Origin of the sequence: Fibrella aquatica (assembly GCF_041321135.1) — a bacterium.
In the GTDB taxonomy this organism is placed as follows: Bacteria; Bacteroidota; Bacteroidia; order Cytophagales; family Spirosomataceae; genus Fibrella; species Fibrella aquatica.
Window position 1 is genome coordinate 776,312 of sequence record NZ_JBGGWF010000002.1, and the last position, 16,077, is coordinate 792,388.

Annotated in this window: 22 protein-coding genes and 1 tRNA gene; 3 read left to right on the forward strand and 20 right to left on the reverse strand. The window is 49.2% G+C overall.

Annotation, left to right across the window (positions count from 1 at the left end; genetic code table 11):
• Positions 1 to 7: 7 nt before the first annotated feature.
• The 8 genes from ACAW87_RS07140 to ACAW87_RS07175 all read right to left on the reverse strand — a co-directional run bounded on the left by ACAW87_RS07140 (position 8) and on the right by ACAW87_RS07175 (position 6,355).
• Positions 8 to 271 carry a hypothetical protein gene (locus tag ACAW87_RS07140; protein ID WP_370722590.1) on the reverse strand — a complete coding sequence of 88 codons (264 nt, stop codon included), beginning with the start codon at positions 269 to 271 and terminating at the stop codon, positions 8 to 10.
• A 94-nt stretch (positions 272 to 365) separates the two neighbouring features.
• Positions 366 to 995 carry a hypothetical protein gene (locus ACAW87_RS07145; RefSeq protein WP_370722591.1) on the reverse strand — a complete coding sequence of 210 codons (630 nt, stop codon included), beginning with the start codon at positions 993 to 995 and terminating at the stop codon, positions 366 to 368.
• Positions 923 to 1,756 (reverse strand): hypothetical protein, encoded by an 834-nt coding sequence (locus tag ACAW87_RS07150; protein ID WP_370722593.1) that lies wholly within the window; start codon positions 1,754 to 1,756, stop codon positions 923 to 925. Before ACAW87_RS07150 ends, ACAW87_RS07145 begins: the two co-directional genes overlap by 73 nt.
• Positions 1,753 to 2,715: a DUF6712 family protein gene (locus ACAW87_RS07155; protein ID WP_370722595.1), complete on the reverse strand. Its 963-nt coding sequence runs from the start codon at positions 2,713 to 2,715 to the stop codon at positions 1,753 to 1,755. The genes ACAW87_RS07150 and ACAW87_RS07155 overlap by 4 nt, the downstream gene beginning before the upstream one ends.
• Before the next feature lie 4 nt (positions 2,716 to 2,719).
• Complete coding sequence (locus tag ACAW87_RS07160) at positions 2,720 to 4,060, reverse strand: hypothetical protein (protein WP_370722597.1); 1,341 nt, start codon at positions 4,058 to 4,060, stop codon at positions 2,720 to 2,722.
• On the reverse strand, positions 4,032 to 4,298 hold the full coding sequence (locus tag ACAW87_RS07165; protein ID WP_370722599.1) for a hypothetical protein: 267 nt from the start codon (positions 4,296 to 4,298) through the stop codon (positions 4,032 to 4,034). Before ACAW87_RS07165 ends, ACAW87_RS07160 begins: the two co-directional genes overlap by 29 nt.
• Before the next feature lie 85 nt (positions 4,299 to 4,383).
• On the reverse strand, positions 4,384 to 4,857 hold the full coding sequence (locus tag ACAW87_RS07170) for a hypothetical protein (RefSeq protein ID WP_370722600.1): 474 nt from the start codon (positions 4,855 to 4,857) through the stop codon (positions 4,384 to 4,386).
• Positions 4,858 to 5,218: 361 nt separating this feature from the next.
• Positions 5,219 to 6,355 carry a DUF2806 domain-containing protein gene (locus tag ACAW87_RS07175; RefSeq protein WP_370722602.1) on the reverse strand — a complete coding sequence of 379 codons (1,137 nt, stop codon included), beginning with the start codon at positions 6,353 to 6,355 and terminating at the stop codon, positions 5,219 to 5,221.
• A 70-nt stretch (positions 6,356 to 6,425) separates the two neighbouring features.
• Between ACAW87_RS07175 and ACAW87_RS07180 the strand changes: the two genes are divergently transcribed.
• Positions 6,426 to 7,496: an AlbA family DNA-binding domain-containing protein gene (locus tag ACAW87_RS07180; protein ID WP_370722604.1), complete on the forward strand. Its 1,071-nt coding sequence runs from the start codon at positions 6,426 to 6,428 to the stop codon at positions 7,494 to 7,496.
• 7 nt (positions 7,497 to 7,503) lie between these two features.
• Here the strand turns inward: ACAW87_RS07180 and ACAW87_RS07185 are convergent, their stop codons facing one another.
• The gene (locus ACAW87_RS07185) at positions 7,504 to 7,740 is read right to left on the reverse strand and encodes a hypothetical protein (RefSeq protein WP_370722606.1); all 237 of its coding nucleotides are present in this window, start codon (positions 7,738 to 7,740) and stop codon (positions 7,504 to 7,506) included.
• The gene (locus ACAW87_RS07190) at positions 7,737 to 8,672 is read right to left on the reverse strand and encodes an amidoligase family protein (protein WP_370722608.1); all 936 of its coding nucleotides are present in this window, start codon (positions 8,670 to 8,672) and stop codon (positions 7,737 to 7,739) included. The genes ACAW87_RS07185 and ACAW87_RS07190 overlap by 4 nt, the downstream gene beginning before the upstream one ends.
• Positions 8,673 to 8,871: 199 nt before the next feature.
• Here ACAW87_RS07190 and ACAW87_RS07195 point away from each other — a divergent pair, with 199 nt between their 5' ends.
• Positions 8,872 to 9,651, forward strand: a complete 780-nt coding sequence (locus ACAW87_RS07195; RefSeq protein ID WP_370722610.1) for an antA/AntB antirepressor family protein — start codon at positions 8,872 to 8,874, stop codon at positions 9,649 to 9,651.
• 111 nt (positions 9,652 to 9,762) lie between these two features.
• Complete coding sequence (locus tag ACAW87_RS07200; RefSeq protein WP_370722612.1) at positions 9,763 to 10,914, forward strand: DUF3800 domain-containing protein; 1,152 nt, start codon at positions 9,763 to 9,765, stop codon at positions 10,912 to 10,914.
• 492 nt (positions 10,915 to 11,406) lie between these two features.
• Here the strand turns inward: ACAW87_RS07200 and ACAW87_RS07205 are convergent, their stop codons facing one another.
• The 10 genes from ACAW87_RS07205 to ACAW87_RS07250 all read right to left on the reverse strand — a co-directional run bounded on the left by ACAW87_RS07205 (position 11,407) and on the right by ACAW87_RS07250 (position 15,937).
• On the reverse strand, positions 11,407 to 11,850 hold the full coding sequence (locus tag ACAW87_RS07205) for a single-stranded DNA-binding protein (protein WP_370722613.1): 444 nt from the start codon (positions 11,848 to 11,850) through the stop codon (positions 11,407 to 11,409).
• A gap of 32 nt (positions 11,851 to 11,882) precedes the next feature.
• The gene (locus ACAW87_RS07210) at positions 11,883 to 12,377 is read right to left on the reverse strand and encodes a hypothetical protein (RefSeq protein WP_370722615.1); all 495 of its coding nucleotides are present in this window, start codon (positions 12,375 to 12,377) and stop codon (positions 11,883 to 11,885) included.
• Between the two features lie 80 nt (positions 12,378 to 12,457).
• Positions 12,458 to 12,826, reverse strand: a complete 369-nt coding sequence (locus ACAW87_RS07215; RefSeq protein WP_370722616.1) for a hypothetical protein — start codon at positions 12,824 to 12,826, stop codon at positions 12,458 to 12,460.
• Entirely contained in the window at positions 12,823 to 12,993 is a 171-nt protein-coding gene (locus ACAW87_RS07220) for a hypothetical protein (RefSeq protein WP_370722618.1), read from the reverse strand. Before ACAW87_RS07220 ends, ACAW87_RS07215 begins: the two co-directional genes overlap by 4 nt.
• 55 nt (positions 12,994 to 13,048) lie before the next feature.
• Entirely contained in the window at positions 13,049 to 13,495 is a 447-nt protein-coding gene (locus ACAW87_RS07225) for a hypothetical protein (RefSeq protein WP_370722620.1), read from the reverse strand.
• Between the two features lie 30 nt (positions 13,496 to 13,525).
• Entirely contained in the window at positions 13,526 to 14,323 is a 798-nt protein-coding gene (locus ACAW87_RS07230) for a hypothetical protein (RefSeq protein WP_370722622.1), read from the reverse strand.
• Positions 14,324 to 14,737: 414 nt separating this feature from the next.
• Positions 14,738 to 14,823: transfer RNA gene (locus tag ACAW87_RS07235), tRNA-Ala, on the reverse strand.
• 50 nt (positions 14,824 to 14,873) lie between these two features.
• Positions 14,874 to 15,131, reverse strand: a complete 258-nt coding sequence (locus tag ACAW87_RS07240) for a hypothetical protein (protein WP_370722623.1) — start codon at positions 15,129 to 15,131, stop codon at positions 14,874 to 14,876.
• A complete protein-coding gene (locus tag ACAW87_RS07245; protein ID WP_370722625.1) occupies positions 15,128 to 15,448 on the reverse strand; it encodes a hypothetical protein in 321 nt (106 codons plus the stop codon). The genes ACAW87_RS07240 and ACAW87_RS07245 overlap by 4 nt, the downstream gene beginning before the upstream one ends.
• Before the next feature lie 231 nt (positions 15,449 to 15,679).
• A complete protein-coding gene (locus ACAW87_RS07250) occupies positions 15,680 to 15,937 on the reverse strand; it encodes a hypothetical protein (RefSeq protein ID WP_370722627.1) in 258 nt (85 codons plus the stop codon).
• Positions 15,938 to 16,077: the final 140 nt, after the last annotated feature.

Below are 16,077 nucleotides of genomic sequence, written 5' to 3' on the forward strand. Positions count from 1 at the left end.
CCCCATCTTACTTCAGGGCATTGGCCTTTTGGTAGGCTTTCACATCAACCGTCAGCTGGCTCACCAGCGCCGCAATGGCACCGGCCAGCACATAGGCTTTGCCGGCAAAGAAGGCCACCCCGGCCGGTAGTTCAACACCCTGGCTCTCTACCCCCATCAGCGCTGCAGCCAGCGCCGCTACCACCACTCCGATTGCCCGAACCGTTTTAAACAGCTTCGGCGTTGGCGCGGTCAGGCGCTCTGGAATGGTCAATTCGTCTTGAATATTCATGGCAAAACAGTTTGGTTAGCTGGTCTCTCGACATTTACAGTCTCGAAATAGGGCACAAAAAAAACCGCCCCGAAGGACGGCTTCTTTCTCAGCGTCAGGTGCCACTAGGTGGCTTTTTGAATTGGGCCAGGTAAGGAGTCAGCCAATTAGCGATCACCTTTATCTCACTGGTACGCCTGCGGTTAATGTAGCATCCCCCTTTGGTACCCTTGCCCCCGGTGGTGTTGAAGCCAATCAGTAGTACGGTATCGTCCTCATCCGGGTCATAGCGTTGCTGGGCAATGCCTTCAATGTGGCTGACGTAGAGCGATACTGCATCCATCCGCTGAATGGGCTTGCCCACCCGATGGTTACCCCGCTGGTTTTTACGGTAAATCACCTTGGTGGCATCGGCGAAGTACACCCGAACGTACCCAACCGACTTCACTGGCAGCTTCACCCCGTTCTTGGCATGCACGTAGTAATAGCCCGATGCGCAGTACATGGCCTGCGTTGGCAGGTGGTTGTAGCGGTTAATCTCGGCAATCCAGGGTGCATCGTTGCGGTCGGTTCGTTCGGTGCGGCCCACATACGTGGCGGCCGTATCGAAGATCGCCTGCCGCAACACCACCTCATCAAGCGTGAAGGGTGGCACTACGGCCGGTTTCTTTTTTACGACTTGACCAAGTGCGCCAGCACAGCCAGCAACAAGAAGCCCAAAACAAAGCAGGTAGCGATAGTACATCGGTAGGCTGGTGTTAGCGATTTGAAATCGGTCCAAAAGTCAGGCTTCGATCTGGCAAATGGTAGGACGTAAAACGCTACTGGCGGCATTACCAGGAACATCATCAGCAGGGCCACCGGCAGGTCGGTAGCCTGTACCCATTTCTCGTAAATGAACTTTTGCATGCTGGTGCGATCGTATGGCACCATCTGCTGCTCAGGTGGTAAAGCCTGATTCTGCTCGATGATCATCTCCCGGAACATCTGGAAATACTCACTCATAGCCCAGATCAGCAGGCTTGTAAACAGCACAATACCAATGGCCATCAGTTCTCGTTCGCGTTCCCACCAGGGCAGGCGCTCGGCCGCTTTCTCAATGTTGGCCGCTGGTTCGGTTTCGCCTTCGATGATGATCTGCCTGGCCAGTTCGTCGCATTCGATAGCCCAGCGCAGTAACTCGTCGGCCTGAGCGCGGTCGGCCTGGTCAGCTGCCAGATCCCGGTAGTGCTTAGCCAGCGTCCGGTAGTCGGCTTTCTCGCGTTTACGGGCTTCCTGCTTTTTGGCATACGCCAGCTTTTCAGCTGCCACCAGGTCAGTCATCTGCTTCTCCGTTTCCTGGTTGGCCTGGGCTAGTTCCCGCTTCTTGGCGTTGATCTCCTCCAGCGCCGCATCATAATCGGCCGATGGGTCGTCGCCCACCGGTGCGGGCTTAAACGATTTAATATTCACCTGCTGCCCATTCAGCTGGTTATCTTCTCGCAATCTGTTTTGGCGCGAACTCATAATATCACGTGCGGTTTATCGGTAAAATCGTCAGCCGGTGCCTGCGCTCCAGCAATTTTGTTCTGTTGGTAATACGTACTGAAGAGCGTAGGGCTGGCCGTTTCATCCAGAAACGCACGTACCTGGCTCAGGCGCTTTTGCCCGTCGTTGTGCAGCTGCTGACGCATTCCCTGGCGCAGGTTGCCATCGGCCGCTACTTCCTCCAGCATCCCGGATTTGTCGCGCCGCTCCGATATCCCCGTTTCATTGAGTGAAAGGGGCAGATACGGCCAAGCCTCGTAAGTAGCCAGGTACACCAGTGCCTTTCGGCAATGGGTCAGCAACATCTCCTCCTCAAAGCTGAAGGTGGGCGACGCAGTCTGCCACTTGGTCATCAAGTCTTTATACACCTGAGTGGTCAGCGTTACCCGGATGATGTCGTTCTCCACGTCGGCCAGATGGGGCAACAGTTTCTGGAAGAATCGGTAGTTGCGGCCCGCGACCGGAAGCAACGTACCAAACTCTGATGCCGACCGAATCAGGTGACGCTGGCGTTCCTGGTACGCCGACGATGCGGTCCAGGCCGTTGGTCGACGTAGCTCCAGCTCCCGCCAGAAATACTCCAGGCTCAGGTCGAGCATCGACAGGTTTGCGTCCCGACTGTCGGCGTATTCCCACTTCGTTACCGCGATCGAGTTTTGCGGCGATGCCTTCATCATACCCAGATCACCCACCCGAAACTTCTGGTGCGGGAACGCCAGGCTGTAGCACTGCCAGGCTAAACAGCTATGAGTGAGCCTCAGCAGTTCGGCCTGCTCCAGATCATCGGCCGGTAGTGCCTTCAGGTACGTCCAGAGATCTGCCCCAATTTCATCGGCAAACCAGCGTTCGGCATGCTGCATGAACGGCAGCATCGTTTCGGGCTTCATACTCGCCTGCAGGCCTCCCAACTGCGCCTTCAAAATATCCTGTGTCAGCATAGTGCTAGTTGTGATTAACCACCGCCTGAGCGCCGGTTGGGTTGGTGTCGAGCGTAGTGATCTGCACCCCGTTGAAGCTGGGCACCACGTCACGGTACTGGTCGCCCATCAGGCGAAGCGCCAGTTGAACAGGCTCCAGCACGATCAAATGGTGAACCGGCGTTCTAAAGTGCTGCTGAAAGTCGGCCATCACCCGAATCTGGCTGCCTGAGTCGTTGCCTTTGCCTGGGTTCACCCCCGCCAGTGTGGGCAGAATACCGGCCGCATTGGCAATCGATACGTTGGCCATTTCCCACACTTTAGCGTAGGCATCGTCGCTCATCTCGTTCTTCAGCGGTACCACCTCGATGCTGTCGAGCGGCTTACCATCCTCTGCCCGCAGGTATTTCAGAATAAGCGACTTGTTGACGTTCTTGGTACCAGCCAGCCAGTTGCTCAGGTTGTCAGAGAACTCACTCCATTTCTGGCGAATCTTGTCGACCGGTACCGCCTTCCCGCCCTCGGTATCGAAGTAATCTTTCGGGATCTTGATCAGGTACTTGATGTTGTAGCCATTCTGAATGCCCGATTTGTGGAAGATCGGAATCAGGTTGGCCAGCTCGATCCATTCCGCTGCGCCCCACCAGCTGGGGAAGGCGTAGTGCGGATTACCCGACAGATGTTCCCGCGAGTGCAGCACACTCACCACATTGGCTTTCGGATTGGCCCGGTTGAAACCGGCCAATGGCTCGCTCTCTTTCGGCCGATAATAGGTAAAATCGCCGAAGTAGGGATTGAAGAAATAGGCCGGGTTAGTCCGGGTGCTCTTCTGACTGATGCGCGTAGCATAACAATCCATAATGTCGAGCATCGGCGTTCCGTCGACGGTGAATTCAAACCGCGTAAAGTGGTTGCCGTTGGTCAGCCGCTCGTTGATCGAAGCCACCGCGTAGTGTGCCAGGCGCGTGTTGAACGCCCAGTCGTCGAGCCTGGCATCAACAAAGGGAGTTAGTTGTACGCCTCCATCGGCATAAACACGCTTATTGAAGGTAATACCGGTGCCATAGATCATGTCCCGGTTCGATTCCAGGAGCGGCCGGATCTGGTTATTCTTCTGAACCAGTACCCCCATGGTGTTGGGCTGATTGTCGGCGTTACCCCACAATACGTGCTCCTGGCCAGCCCCGCCGAAATACGAAGCCGTACCATAGGCATGGTCGCGACCCTGGGCGTCGGTCAGCTGCAGTATGGCTGCGCCTGGCATAACACCCTGCCTGGTCCGTTTTGCGGCCACAACGCCCACGTTCGGGCTTATCCAATCCATCTCCATAGCCCTCTTAATATTGGTGGTTAATGCGTCGACCATTGTAGGTCAGCAGCAGATCGATGAGCACTTCGAAGGGTTTGTCAGTTTCGCGGTTGGTCAACAGCAGCACATGGTTGGTGCTTACATTACCCCGGTAGCCCCGCTGCTGCGGCAATCGGCTGATGCTCTTGGAGCACCGCTGCTTCTCGCCCAGGGTACCATCTTTTTTGACGTAGGTAATCGCAAATTCATGCACCTGACCACCCTCCCGGATATCCTGGTGAATCTCGGCGAACATGGCCCGCCTGTTAATTCTCAGCTTACTCATACCCAAAACTCCCTCACCAACACACCACCAAAAAGGACAGGGCTACGACGAATAACTACGGCCGCAGCAGCTTAATCTGATAGCCCAGGTACGTTCCCAGACCGATGCGAAACCCCCACCGCTCCAGGTTTGCGGCCCGGTATTTTTTCCGGTACCGGTCTCGATCGGCGATCGCGTCTAGGAGTTGAAAGGAGGTAACAGTGGCATCCTTATGGGCTTCAGTGAACGTACCTGCCATGCCGTTGCGCTCGGCTTTGGTGCGCAGCAGTTGCTTCTCCAGCGAGCGAATCCGGATGCGGGCAAAGTGCAAGGCAGCCAGGCTGTCGAGCAACGCCGGTGCCGACGCCACAAACGCCCGTACGGTGGCCAGGCTATCGGCGGTCCAGCGTACGGGTAGCCTATTCGATACCCCGTCGTTTTTCCAGCCGGGAGTCGGAGACTGCGCTATTGATTCGCTGCATGGCAGAAAGAGGAGACAGGCCAGCCACAGCCCGCAACGAGTCTTGTTGGTAGCGATCATGAAGAACATAGATAAGGGAGTCGATGCGTTCCTGCAGCACCCATTCTTTTTGCAGGCTAATGACGGAGTCGGCCCGGTGCTGGGCTTTCAGAATAGGGTTGATCAGATCCCGCACCTCCGCCATGGGCGATGTCGGATCGGGCGTCAGCATTTTAACCAGTACCGCTACGGCCACAGCCGTTAACACGCTGACAACGACCTCTCGAAAGAGATTACTGGTTGTGCCAAATTTGGCGTACGTACCCTGAAGAAAATTAAGAACGGACGTGATATGTCGAATCATCCACAAAAATGATTCGACATATCACGTCTGGAAAGGACTCATATCAATTGAATACGATGCTTTTTACTTCTTTTAATAATTATATATCTATCGAGATAAATAGTTTATTGGAGTAAATGAAAGCTTTTCAACCCTGGCTTCTTCTAGATTACTAAATGGGCCAGATATGTAGCATTTAGAAGATGACGGGTTAATGATTTTCATCAGAAAGCTTTGAACATCGATTAGAAATGCAATTTCTATCTTCTTTTCAATCAGGCTTAACAACTGATGCCCTACAGTGGAGAAAGCAACAACAGGCAGAATGGCCTTGTTTTCATAGGGAATTGTATCACCAGTTAAAAATTCTAAACCATAACATATAATATGATTGCTTGAGGCAAAGTAGATACCAGCATCAATACCCTCTTCTTCATTTTTTAATAATTCCAACTGGCAGCTTACATCTCGTAATACTATTATACCTATCTCACTTAGGTAAAGAAGTTCACTATACGTAATCCACTTGTTTGACCGATTGAAATCTGATAGTTGACCAAACAATACAGATCTACCCGGAATATCTAAAGAATAATTAGCTACTTTATTAATTAGTTCGGCTTCTTTTCTTGAGAGATTTTTTAATACTTCAAGCGTTCTCAAAGAAAACTTTCCGGGTTTTACTATCTCGCCTGCTAATACTCTTCCCCACAACTTTTGCATCTCTTCGTGAGACACTTCTCCCGCGTTAGCAAAGAATCGAGCCATCCAATCAGAATCTACCGGCGCTTCACTTACAGGCGTATCTTCTTGAGATAACTGTTCGGCGGCAGTTTCGATCACGGCCTCAAGATTCCCAATTTTATATAACTGCTGCTGGATGATAGAACCTCCAACTGCATTCATTATATGTTTGCCCTCATCTGTTTGGATAAAGCCATCTACAGCTTTTGTGTATAGATACTTCTCTAACTCGACAGCATTCATAAGTCGAGCCTTTTCAGCCTCTCTCTTGGCTTTTTTCATGAACAGTAACAGTGTCATCTGTTCACCCAATATGTTCTTGCAGACGTCGATGAAACCTTTTGAACCGAATGCTTTTGCCGCGATGTCCCCCAAATGGCTCAAATCTTCATTATTTACAGGCATAGGCAAGTTTTCCATTCTATTGATATCTAGGATTAGTGCAACCGCAAGATATTGAAAAAATAGGGCAGTGATGTTATCAGTTGTCACTACTTTCACATAATTACTGGTTTATACAACAAGGCCGGCAACGCTGTCTGTTATCTTCGGATCGATTAACTCCTAAATAATGACTACATCCTACGCCCAAACACATCTTGGCAAAACTATTGATCAACTTGAGGCTAAAGACCTCGTTGACTATTTCGCCGTCGACAGGGAAGAATCTTTGACATTGGAATTCAAGTCGTTCTATCAGCGAGAAGGCGACATCAAGCACAAGGAAAGTGGAGTGATGCGAGCAATCTGTGCTTTCCTCAATTCAAGTGGTGGTCTACTTATCTGGGGTGCTCCTATAGAGACTAAACGAAGTGGTGGCTACAAGGTATGCTCAGGCCCACTTTCGCCCGTTGAAAAGAGATACGCAAAAGATGAATTCGTTAGTAAGCTGTCAACTAAAATTATCCCCTTTGCGTCTCCAGCTTTATTTCGCTCCGTTGAGATTGAGGAAGGCAAGTACGTCTACCTATTCGACGTACCTGAAAGCGAAGTCAAGCCCCATCAATTTGATGACCGTTATTTCATTAGGCTCGATGGCCAATCGAAGGCTGCTCCTCACTATGTAATCGATGCCTTGTTTAAGCAGGTTAAAAAGCCAGTATTAGACTTCTCCGCCGAATTTTCGGCACTAATGACTGCTAGGATGGTAGGACCATACCAGAATGCACGGCAATCAATTGTGCAAATTAACCTCACTGTAAATGTATCTAACTTAGTAAAAGAGATTAATGAACATCAAGTCTTTCTTTTCTTAAAATCAAGTAAAGGTCAATTTGTATATGAGCAGATGATTCCTAACGATGACCGAGTAATTAACCCTGTTATACGAGAGAATGCTATTAATATTTTGCCGTATGGATTGATAATGAGGTTATCTGAGCGACTGCTACTAAATTTCGAATATGACCCTAATGATGATGACCTTGCCTTATGTGAGTGTGTAGTCTCAATTCACATTTGCGGCCTAAACTCTAACTATGTTTTTAAAGAATATAAGGTTTATGTAACTATAAAAAGCGATGCAAATGGAAATCACCGGGTTGTAGATACTCAATATGAATTAGTAGATTCTGAAGGTCAATCAATAGAACAACTAAAAAGCCCGCTGGTAAGGCCAGCAGGCTTTCGTATTACGCAGTAATTTGGTTTTAAGCGACTACTTTGATTAGATACCCTTCTGTGATTAGGTCGGCCACGAAGTTATCGGGTGTGTCGATCCGGAGCGGCGTTGGGCCATTCCAGACCTCGAAGCGCTCGGCGAAGGTCTCCATATACTCGGCCAGCGTTTGCTGGGCTGTGAAGCGGCCACCGTCGCGCAGGGCAGTTACTATGTCGGTGGGGGACGTTCCCGTTAGAACGTCCCCTTCTGGTGTTTTATATGTCATGCGGCTAATTCGCTCTGGCGGTTATGGTAAAAGGTGTAAATATCAGGCTGTTGAATCGTTTGCAGGCTTTCCATGGTGGCGGTTTCAACCCGGCTCGTGCGGCTGTATTCAACTAAGTTGTGTAAAAATAGCACCCAGTTGTTAATCTTATCGAATTCAACGGTGCCGCTGTGTTGGCGAAATTCAATGGTTTTGTAGCGCAGGTAGCTTTGCAGGTTTACCTTAAAATAGCGGCTTGGCATCACTGTGCCGGTCAGGGCGTTCATGGTGGTGGCCGCGTCAATCCGGCTGGTCAGGGCCGTTAGGCTCTGGCAGTAGCCGTTGGTGGTTCCTCTGCGCGAGGCTGGCATGAAGCTGTCGATAATGCTTTCGTAGCGGGCATAATTAACGAGCAGGTTCTTGGTTTGTGGTAGCCCGATGTTAGCCGCGTCGAAATGTACGTGTAGGCCGCAGCTCCGGTTAATGTGTGCCCTTACCTGCTTCATAACCCGGCATACGGTCTGGAGCTCCGTTAACCCCGCCTGTCCCTCTAAAATTGGACTTACCAGTTCGAAGCTGTTGGTGCCGTTCAGGCTGGCGTCGGTTACTATTTTCCAGTGCGGTCGGGTGTTATGGTTGTAGCCTTCTACTTCAACCTCTATGCCAGCGGCCCGGAGTGCGGTGGCCAGCGTGTTCTTGTTCACATTGTAGGCTTCAATTTCAATACCGAAGCGCCGGTTGAAAGGAATAAAGGAAAAGGCATCGGCGATGGCCTGTTGCTGGCGGCTCCGTACCTGGCTGGGCCAGTAGCGGGCAAACACGTTTTGAACAAATCCGTAGTTGCCTCCGGTCAGGTCAGCCACCTGTCTGCGGGTTAATCCGAGGGCCAGTAGCTGCCGAATCTTTTCTGTTTTACTAAGGGTGGTGTTTGATAAAATAGCCTGCGTTTCCATCTAATAATCTGCGTGTTAGCCCCTTCGTTAGGGTAGGACAAACAACGCACTACCCTGGCCGACGTGCAAGTTCCTGCGGTAGTGTTTGCGTAAGTTCCAGGCAAAGTGGAGCAGGTCACTGGAACAGTGCAATAACTATGTCCATTATATATATCTGTATACTTTTTATATCTTGTTGTCTAAATAACACAGCTGACACGTGATACAAATACACCACTCAAAGAAAGGCACTCCTTATATTGTTGCAAGCGATTTTCACAGAGAACTATCTATTGATACTCCCTTGGAGATATGGTTTCCCCAGATGATTGCTTACGGCTTTGGGGAAGGTGACTACTTCCAATATAGTGAGGATGTCAAAATGCCTGATGGCAATGTAGTATCACGACTCAATTGGTCTGTGAAACTAGAGATGGCAAAGAATATTGCCGTGATTCAGCGATCACCACAAGGCAAAGCTTTACGAGAACACTTGATTGAGTTAGAGAGAAAGCTCACTGAAGGCGTATTACTAACGAGAGAACAGATCCTCGCCCTTATTGATATAACGAAAGTAATGGGATTCTTTTCTGTGCAAGCTTATCTTGAAACAGAACATCATGATCTTTTTGTGCTAGCTAACAAGTCTGATAACTGGTGGTCTTACAGGGCTTTACTTTTTGGATTCGGCAAGGCTGAACTCAAGGAAATGGTCGAAGCTCTTGGCAAAAAGTATCAAAATCAAAGGCAAGCTTTGTATATCATAGACAAATATGAACTTATCCGCATAGCCACTATCGATCTCTTTCTAGCTCTAGGCAAAACTCGTGAGTACGCTTTGAATATTGGCAGAACAGCAAATGAATTAGCTCAAACAATGGGTATACAAATTTATGAAGATAGAGGCATGGCTTTAGACTTTACGACTGATAGAGAAAAAGCTATGATAGATCAAATTAAAAACCGCAAGCAAAAGCAAACTCTTTTGGATAAATTCTAAGAAAATGAGATCCTAAAGTAATTAGCTTTTAAGTATCTCTGTCTGTATTGCTCTGAAGCGATTTCAAGTCAAAGTATTTAATTTATTGATACATTCACCCACGCCAAACTAATGGAAATTCAAGAAAAAACAAGTACTCCTGAACACTCAGAAAATACACCTGTTACTGACAAAAGCATTTTCGAGGAAATATCGACAGAAAAATCCAAACAAAGAAAAAGTGAAAGAGAGAAGCTTTTAAATCAAATAGCTAGCGGTCAGATTCACTCATCGAAAGAGAAGGTTGCATATATTCTCAACCTTTTTAATGAAGCAAGAAATTCCGATATTGACTTAGCATGGGAATACTGGAGAATCTTTGAACCCAAACTTTTCAATGGAGGTCACATTGACAGAGAAGGACTTCGGTCTTTAACTAAGATCACTTCTCTAGCTAGAATGAGAGCTAAAATACAGAACGAGTATGATTTATACTTGGCTAATGAGGACGTGCGTAAATTCAGAGGGGTACTCAAAGAGGACATAAAGCAAGCATCTGTAGCAGATAAGCCAAGCAAACTAAAACCCTACTACGTCTACATTGATGAAGCGGGTAAAACTCAGAGATACCTCTCTGTAGGCTCAATTTGGCTACTTGACATTGGAGCATATAATTTAGCATCAATTGCCGAGTTAGGAAAATGGAAAGAAGAAAGATCAGTTAACTATGAATTCCATTTTTCAAGTTTTAACGACAAAAAGAGGATCGAAGTTTACAAAGAATTTTGCCTAAAATTCTTTTCTTTATTTCCAACACTAGGTTACAAAGTCATTGTAATTGATAAAAGCGGATTTAGCGATATAAATTCAGTATTAACTGATCTAACTTATCACCTTTTAGCCAGAGGGGTACATCATGAGCATGAATCTGGTAGAGCTCCTTTGCCACGAAAACTTCAGGTTTATCTTGACAACGAATCAGAAGGTAGTGATAACTTAAAACTTGAAAATATACGTGAGCGGCTTACGGGGCAGAACATTGCAGGGCTTTATTTAGATAGCTTTGAAGCTGTATCTTCAGAGAACAACTTTTTTATACAAATGACTGATCTGGTAACGGGATCGGTTAACAGAAAGATTAATACACCGGATGGCAACAATCATAAAGATGAGCTTGCAAACTTCCTTTTAGATATTTTGGATCTCGATGTAAGTAAGATCAACACCCAAAATGATAATGCCGATAATGCGGAAGTATTCAATTTAACATCCAAAGCACAGTGAGTTTGATCGTGATTACACTCTTACTGAATTTACACGGCTACGTGGAACCTTTCTACTTGTAGAACCATTGTGGTTATGTTGCTCTAAAACAGGGAGCTAAAAGCATTAAAGATTTATGGTTTGGATAGAGTAGTTGGTAGCGATTTTTCTCGTGCCATGTTTAATGGGTTGTCTTGCGCGTTCATCTGGAACCATCTCTTAGGATTGGTATTCTTTGACACAGTGATTTATTTTTTTAATAAACTAAACAACAGAAACATGAAGAAGAACACGGAGATTATCGGTAAAGTAACAATGGGGGCATTTGTGGTGGCTATGGCATTTAGACACTAAGAGGAGAGCATCACAAAGCCAAACCTACTACCAACAAAATAGTCAAACATTTGGGCTCGTAGCCTCTCTTCCTCCAATTGTGAAGCGTCATAGAGAATCTCTATGACGCTTTTTTTATTTGACCTTTTCCAACGGATCAGGAAAGAGATAAAGAATGGTTTAGAATGGCAGGTCGTCAGATTGTTCGGGAGCAAAGCCACCCAGCGTTGAAGCAGATGACGCAACGGGTGCCGTTATTGGCGGTACCGCTGGAGCTGCGGCTGGCTGGCCAGTAACGTTGCTTTCTGGTCTGTTACCTACCAGTTGAATACTGTAAGCCCGCACTTTCAGCTTTGCGTAAACCTTCTGATCCTTGTTGGAAACGTAGTTTTCGGCCTTGATATCACCCTGAATAACGACCTGCTGACCCTTCACCAAATATGGCGTAACGCCAGTGCGATCGGCAACGCAGTCGACCCATTCGGTACGTTCAATCTTCTGGCCAGATCCGTCTTTATATGACTTGTCAACGGCCACCGCAAAGCTGACAAACTGGTTGCTGTCTTTGCCTTCTTTTACTTCTGCATCACGGCCGAGTCGGCCAATTAACAATCCCTGTAGCATGGTTGCTTTGAGTATGAAATGAAAAAAATGAATTAGTGAATAGGGTCAAAACCCACGAACCGCACGATGTTGATAATCTCGTCTAGCTCATCCTCCAGGATGAATCCAACCCATTCCGAGTGGTCCAGTAAATAATCCCGGAGCCGGTTGCGCATGGCTTCTTCGCGGGGATCGTTGGCCGTGATCATCACGTCGCCTGTGTTCAGCGACTTGATATAGTTGAGTGCCTTGGCCAGCTGATCCCGGTTCTGGCATCGGGTAAGCAGCTTTGCCAGTTCAACCAGAATCTTACGGCTGTCGAGAAAGGCATCCCGGGTCAGTTGATCTTTGAGAGCAGCCAGGATCTTGCCACGTAATTTGTCAGCGTGCTGCTGAACTGCTGATCGCATTGGGGAATCAGCAACCAATAGGACTGCCAGACGTTCCAGTATCTCACTGGTAATCCTTTTTTCAGTCTGTTTGTCAGTTGGTTGCGACGTTACCGATGCGATCGGAGCATCGATAGGATTGAGTTTTGGCTCGTTCATAGACATTTTGTAGGTTTGTGGTGAAACAATAGTGTTGTTAATGCCCCGCTCAGGTCGCTTCCTGTTCGGGGCATTTTCATTTAGTAGGCGTTTAGCAAATCAGCAATCACCTGTGGCTGGCCATACGGATTCTGATAATTCACCATGGCCTGGTCTAACGTACCCAGCAGCAGTTGTTGGGCTCCGGTTAGCATCGCGTTTTGCATCTCCTTATGCAGGGCCAGGGCAACGGTCACTGGCATTTTTAACGCATACTGTTTTCGGCGATCGCGCACTTGCCAGGTATATAATCGGGCTGGTGTAAGGCCGGTCAGGTACATGTGCAGCACCGCCAATCCCAGTGGGCGTCGATGCAGTGGTACCGAGGTGTGTCCATGGGTATTGAAGCGGATGAACATCACCAATTCCCGAAACTCACCAGGTGTGATCCGTAAGGCCAACGTATTCATGCTCGCCCGATTTGTGGCCGCAGGAAGGCCATTAGGTTGGTTAGGCTGTCAGCATCAGCCGTTCGTTTTTCGCGCCGGGCAGCCAGGCGCATACGGGCCGTAGCCTGGTAGAGTTTGATAGCCCGGTATCGATCGGATACGGCTACAGAAGCAGAAGAAGTAATCATGTGAAACAATAGTTAAAGTGAAACAATAGACGTCCGACAGGTCGGGGTATGCGTACTAAAAGATGCTGAGTTGTGGGGTCAATGGCGCATTACTCGCTGGTGCTGCAGCCTTGGTTTTCTCGGGCTTACCGGGCCGCAGGTCGGCCATTGAAACGCCTGCAGCTTTGGCCAGTTTCTTCTCCATTCGCCGAGCGGCCGGGTCTGCTTTGGCCGTTCTGGCTTTCCCTTCCAGAATATCGACTGCCGAGCAGTGCAAATGCTGGCCACCTCGGGCTCCATCGACGATCGTGGCTTCTACTTTCACTCTCGCGTTTCGGCCCAACTGACCCCATAAAAAGCCTTTACGCACCCGGTATTTGCACAGAATCTCACGCTTTTCGGGGTTTTTCATCGCTGCCTGCAGGTCGCTGTGTACAGGCACACTGAACTCGATGCGCAGGCCATCTTCGGCATTCACGGCGCGGGCTGGGTAGCTCACCCAGGTCTCGAAAGTGTAGGTCATCGGGAGATGTTAGTTAAGGTGAATACGGAGTCAGACGGGCGCTACGGCAGGTGGCGTGGTTGCTGGTGTTGCCACGTGCTTAAGCAGGGAGCCGACGGATACGCTTTCTCTGCTGCGGCCATCATCGGGTTTGGCGGTGGCTCCGGGTGTTTGCGCTTTCAGGCGGGGAGGTGGGGCCAGAACGCCTTTGGGTTCTGGGTATTGATCGGGGCCGATGGTGCCGATCTTGTTATCAGCGTGGTAGCAGCGGTTGTCGTAAACCGTTACCAGGCGCAGTTTCCGGGTTGCGAACCAGTAGGCTATCTGCGCGTTTTGTTCGAATGCCTGGATGCCGTAGAAGTCGCGGTTGGTAATCAGGCGGGGACTAAAGCCAGGTTGCATTCTGAGTTTGTTGGAGTGGTTAAACTGAAAGTTGTTCCAGCCTACCAGCGTCAGAATATCGCCGATCACTTTATCATATTTGAGGCTTAAGGCATCAGCGTGATGAACTTTGGCCAGTGGCATCCAGACCGTAGTCATCGCATCGCAGGCCTCTTCACCGGCCGCGTCGACCTTCTGTACCGGGTAGCAATCTTTCAGCAGGTCGTAGAGGTCAGGGTAGCGGAAGGTACGTTGCAACACCATTTGCCACTGGTCGCGCATTCGGCCAGCCAGCGCCGGAGGAAACAGGTCACGCTCGTCGGGTTTATCGTAGCTGTACCAGATCCAGGGCTTCCCTCCTTTCCGGGTATACTCCTCGGTGGATGGGTGAAACTCAAGCCGAAACTTGAAAAGAGATTGATTATCAGACGGTTTTAGGGCAGAAGTTCGGGGCTTTTCGCGTTGCATGACGAAATTTTCATTTTTCGCTTTCTATAGTAAATAGAGTAGTATACGAGACTCTATCGCTCTATCGCTCTATCGGTTTACCGGAGTATTCGATAGAATTCTATAGACATCTATAGAAAGCGCAGGTGGAAAAATTGAAACAATAGGGCGTACCTCTCCCCGCAAGCCCATAAGGCCATTTTTTTGAGGGAGCCGTTCCAAATGCCGCCAGTGGTACCGCTGGAGGCGTTCGAGTGCCGAACGGCTATATATATACGTTGCGGCTTTTACCCCGCTGGGCAAGGTGGCTCAGGCCGTAAAAACAAGGTCGCCTGAAACCAGCAGGGCATAAAAACCCTTACCCGCCAGGCGACCTGTCCTGACTACTCCTAAACCTGTTATTCCTAAACCCTGATGCTGGACTGTCCAGTATCGCTGAAGGGGCCGGATTCGAACCAGCGACCTGTGTGCCTGCTGAGCCAGCACGACATCACCGCTCTAACCACCTGAGCTACCCCACAAAATCTCAATCACAAACGTAGGCGCGTACCATACCAGCCTACAGGACGGGTTATCGCTCCCCCCATTCCCGGTTTTCCCAGTCCATTACTTCCTCTAGGTAATCGCTCTCGGCCACTTCAACAACCAGATCGATCAGCAGCTGCGTGGCAGCGCCACCGGCCAGCATATACAGTACCCGAGGCCAGCGTCGGAATTTGTCGGCCCGTTTTCGCCACCTAACTACCCGAGCGGCCGTTACCGACCGGGTCATGTTTTGCTCATAGCTTCTCAGCGTCTCGCGGAGATCGGGATGAAATGTGCGTTTCATGCGCAAAGAGGATTTTGATTGGCACGGTGAATTTTACCCGCAAACGCGGGCTTGATGCTGAGATAGATATCGAGGCGTTTGGCCTTGAGTTGCACGAGCGTTTCTTTGACTTGCTCGGTTTCAGTGCCGTGAGCGGGCATTTTGGCCAGCCACTGCTGATATTGGTCCTGCTTCTGATCAATGCGATCGATCAGGTTCCAGCGATCCTGGATGGATAAGGAAGCATAATTGGTCAGGCTTAAGAGATCCTGAACTTGATGCCCACCAACCCATTGAAGAGAGGGCACTTGTAGATCGGTAGCAGCGGTGCTTTGCATCGGCTTATGCATTCCTGATCAACCGTGTAAAAGTAGTGTCAATAGGCATGTTCATTTAGGAGTAGGTTTTATAGTGGACTAATTAGGAATCAAGCTCATCGAGAGCCCGCGCAGCGCGATTGATATCGCGTTGACACAGGTACATGACATATCCGCCCATCGTCAGACAGAGCACCGCGATCAGGGTTGCTATTGCTGGCCAGAACCACCCATACAGGGATATCCAGGTTGTCATATGCTTTCGAGTTGTCGAGCCGTGTGCTTTTCAACCAGCTCACGCGATACGGTTGCCGCCACCTCGGTATTCCACAGAAACTCCATGGGCACCTCCAGGTGCTTACAAATTACCCAGGCCGGATGGGCGAAAATCTTGCCGGTGATGGTGTGCTCCCGCAGGCACGTTTGCCGCCAGTGCGACTCGAAACCGAGTGGCTGCAGCTCGTTCAGGATCGCCGCCCGCTTCTCGTCGGCCACCTTCGCAGGTAGCATTTCAAGCAGACGTGCAATCGGGTTCGTTCTCAAGCTCATAGAGTGCCGTTGACACAGAATTGTGTTAAATCGCTAACAATATTGTATAGCCTATCTATATTTGTCTGTGATAACGGAAGCAATATTAAACACATATTTCT

What these genes read in the sequence shown, in the direction of transcription:
- ACAW87_RS07140 (WP_370722590.1), bottom strand. Translation starts at nt 271, where the DNA reads ATGAATATTCAAGACGAATTGACCATTCCAGAGCGCCTGACCGCGCCA.
- ACAW87_RS07145 (WP_370722591.1), bottom strand. Translation starts at nt 995, where the DNA reads ATGTACTATCGCTACCTGCTTTGTTTTGGGCTTCTTGTTGCTGGCTGT.
- ACAW87_RS07150 (WP_370722593.1), bottom strand. Translation starts at nt 1,756, where the DNA reads ATGAGTTCGCGCCAAAACAGATTGCGAGAAGATAACCAGCTGAATGGG.
- ACAW87_RS07155 (WP_370722595.1), bottom strand. Translation starts at nt 2,715, where the DNA reads ATGCTGACACAGGATATTTTGAAGGCGCAGTTGGGAGGCCTGCAGGCG.
- ACAW87_RS07160 (WP_370722597.1), bottom strand. Translation starts at nt 4,060, where the DNA reads ATGGTCGACGCATTAACCACCAATATTAAGAGGGCTATGGAGATGGAT.
- ACAW87_RS07165 (WP_370722599.1), bottom strand. Translation starts at nt 4,298, where the DNA reads ATGTTCGCCGAGATTCACCAGGATATCCGGGAGGGTGGTCAGGTGCAT.
- ACAW87_RS07170 (WP_370722600.1), bottom strand. Translation starts at nt 4,857, where the DNA reads ATGTTCTTCATGATCGCTACCAACAAGACTCGTTGCGGGCTGTGGCTG.
- ACAW87_RS07180 (WP_370722604.1), top strand. Translation starts at nt 6,426, where the DNA reads ATGACTACATCCTACGCCCAAACACATCTTGGCAAAACTATTGATCAA.
- ACAW87_RS07185 (WP_370722606.1), bottom strand. Translation starts at nt 7,740, where the DNA reads ATGACATATAAAACACCAGAAGGGGACGTTCTAACGGGAACGTCCCCC.
- ACAW87_RS07190 (WP_370722608.1), bottom strand. Translation starts at nt 8,672, where the DNA reads ATGGAAACGCAGGCTATTTTATCAAACACCACCCTTAGTAAAACAGAA.
- ACAW87_RS07200 (WP_370722612.1), top strand. Translation starts at nt 9,763, where the DNA reads ATGGAAATTCAAGAAAAAACAAGTACTCCTGAACACTCAGAAAATACA.
- ACAW87_RS07205 (WP_370722613.1), bottom strand. Translation starts at nt 11,850, where the DNA reads ATGCTACAGGGATTGTTAATTGGCCGACTCGGCCGTGATGCAGAAGTA.
- ACAW87_RS07210 (WP_370722615.1), bottom strand. Translation starts at nt 12,377, where the DNA reads ATGAACGAGCCAAAACTCAATCCTATCGATGCTCCGATCGCATCGGTA.
- ACAW87_RS07215 (WP_370722616.1), bottom strand. Translation starts at nt 12,826, where the DNA reads ATGAATACGTTGGCCTTACGGATCACACCTGGTGAGTTTCGGGAATTG.
- ACAW87_RS07220 (WP_370722618.1), bottom strand. Translation starts at nt 12,993, where the DNA reads ATGATTACTTCTTCTGCTTCTGTAGCCGTATCCGATCGATACCGGGCT.
- ACAW87_RS07225 (WP_370722620.1), bottom strand. Translation starts at nt 13,495, where the DNA reads ATGACCTACACTTTCGAGACCTGGGTGAGCTACCCAGCCCGCGCCGTG.
- ACAW87_RS07230 (WP_370722622.1), bottom strand. Translation starts at nt 14,323, where the DNA reads ATGCAACGCGAAAAGCCCCGAACTTCTGCCCTAAAACCGTCTGATAAT.
- ACAW87_RS07240 (WP_370722623.1), bottom strand. Translation starts at nt 15,131, where the DNA reads ATGAAACGCACATTTCATCCCGATCTCCGCGAGACGCTGAGAAGCTAT.
- ACAW87_RS07245 (WP_370722625.1), bottom strand. Translation starts at nt 15,448, where the DNA reads ATGCAAAGCACCGCTGCTACCGATCTACAAGTGCCCTCTCTTCAATGG.
- ACAW87_RS07250 (WP_370722627.1), bottom strand. Translation starts at nt 15,937, where the DNA reads ATGCTACCTGCGAAGGTGGCCGACGAGAAGCGGGCGGCGATCCTGAAC.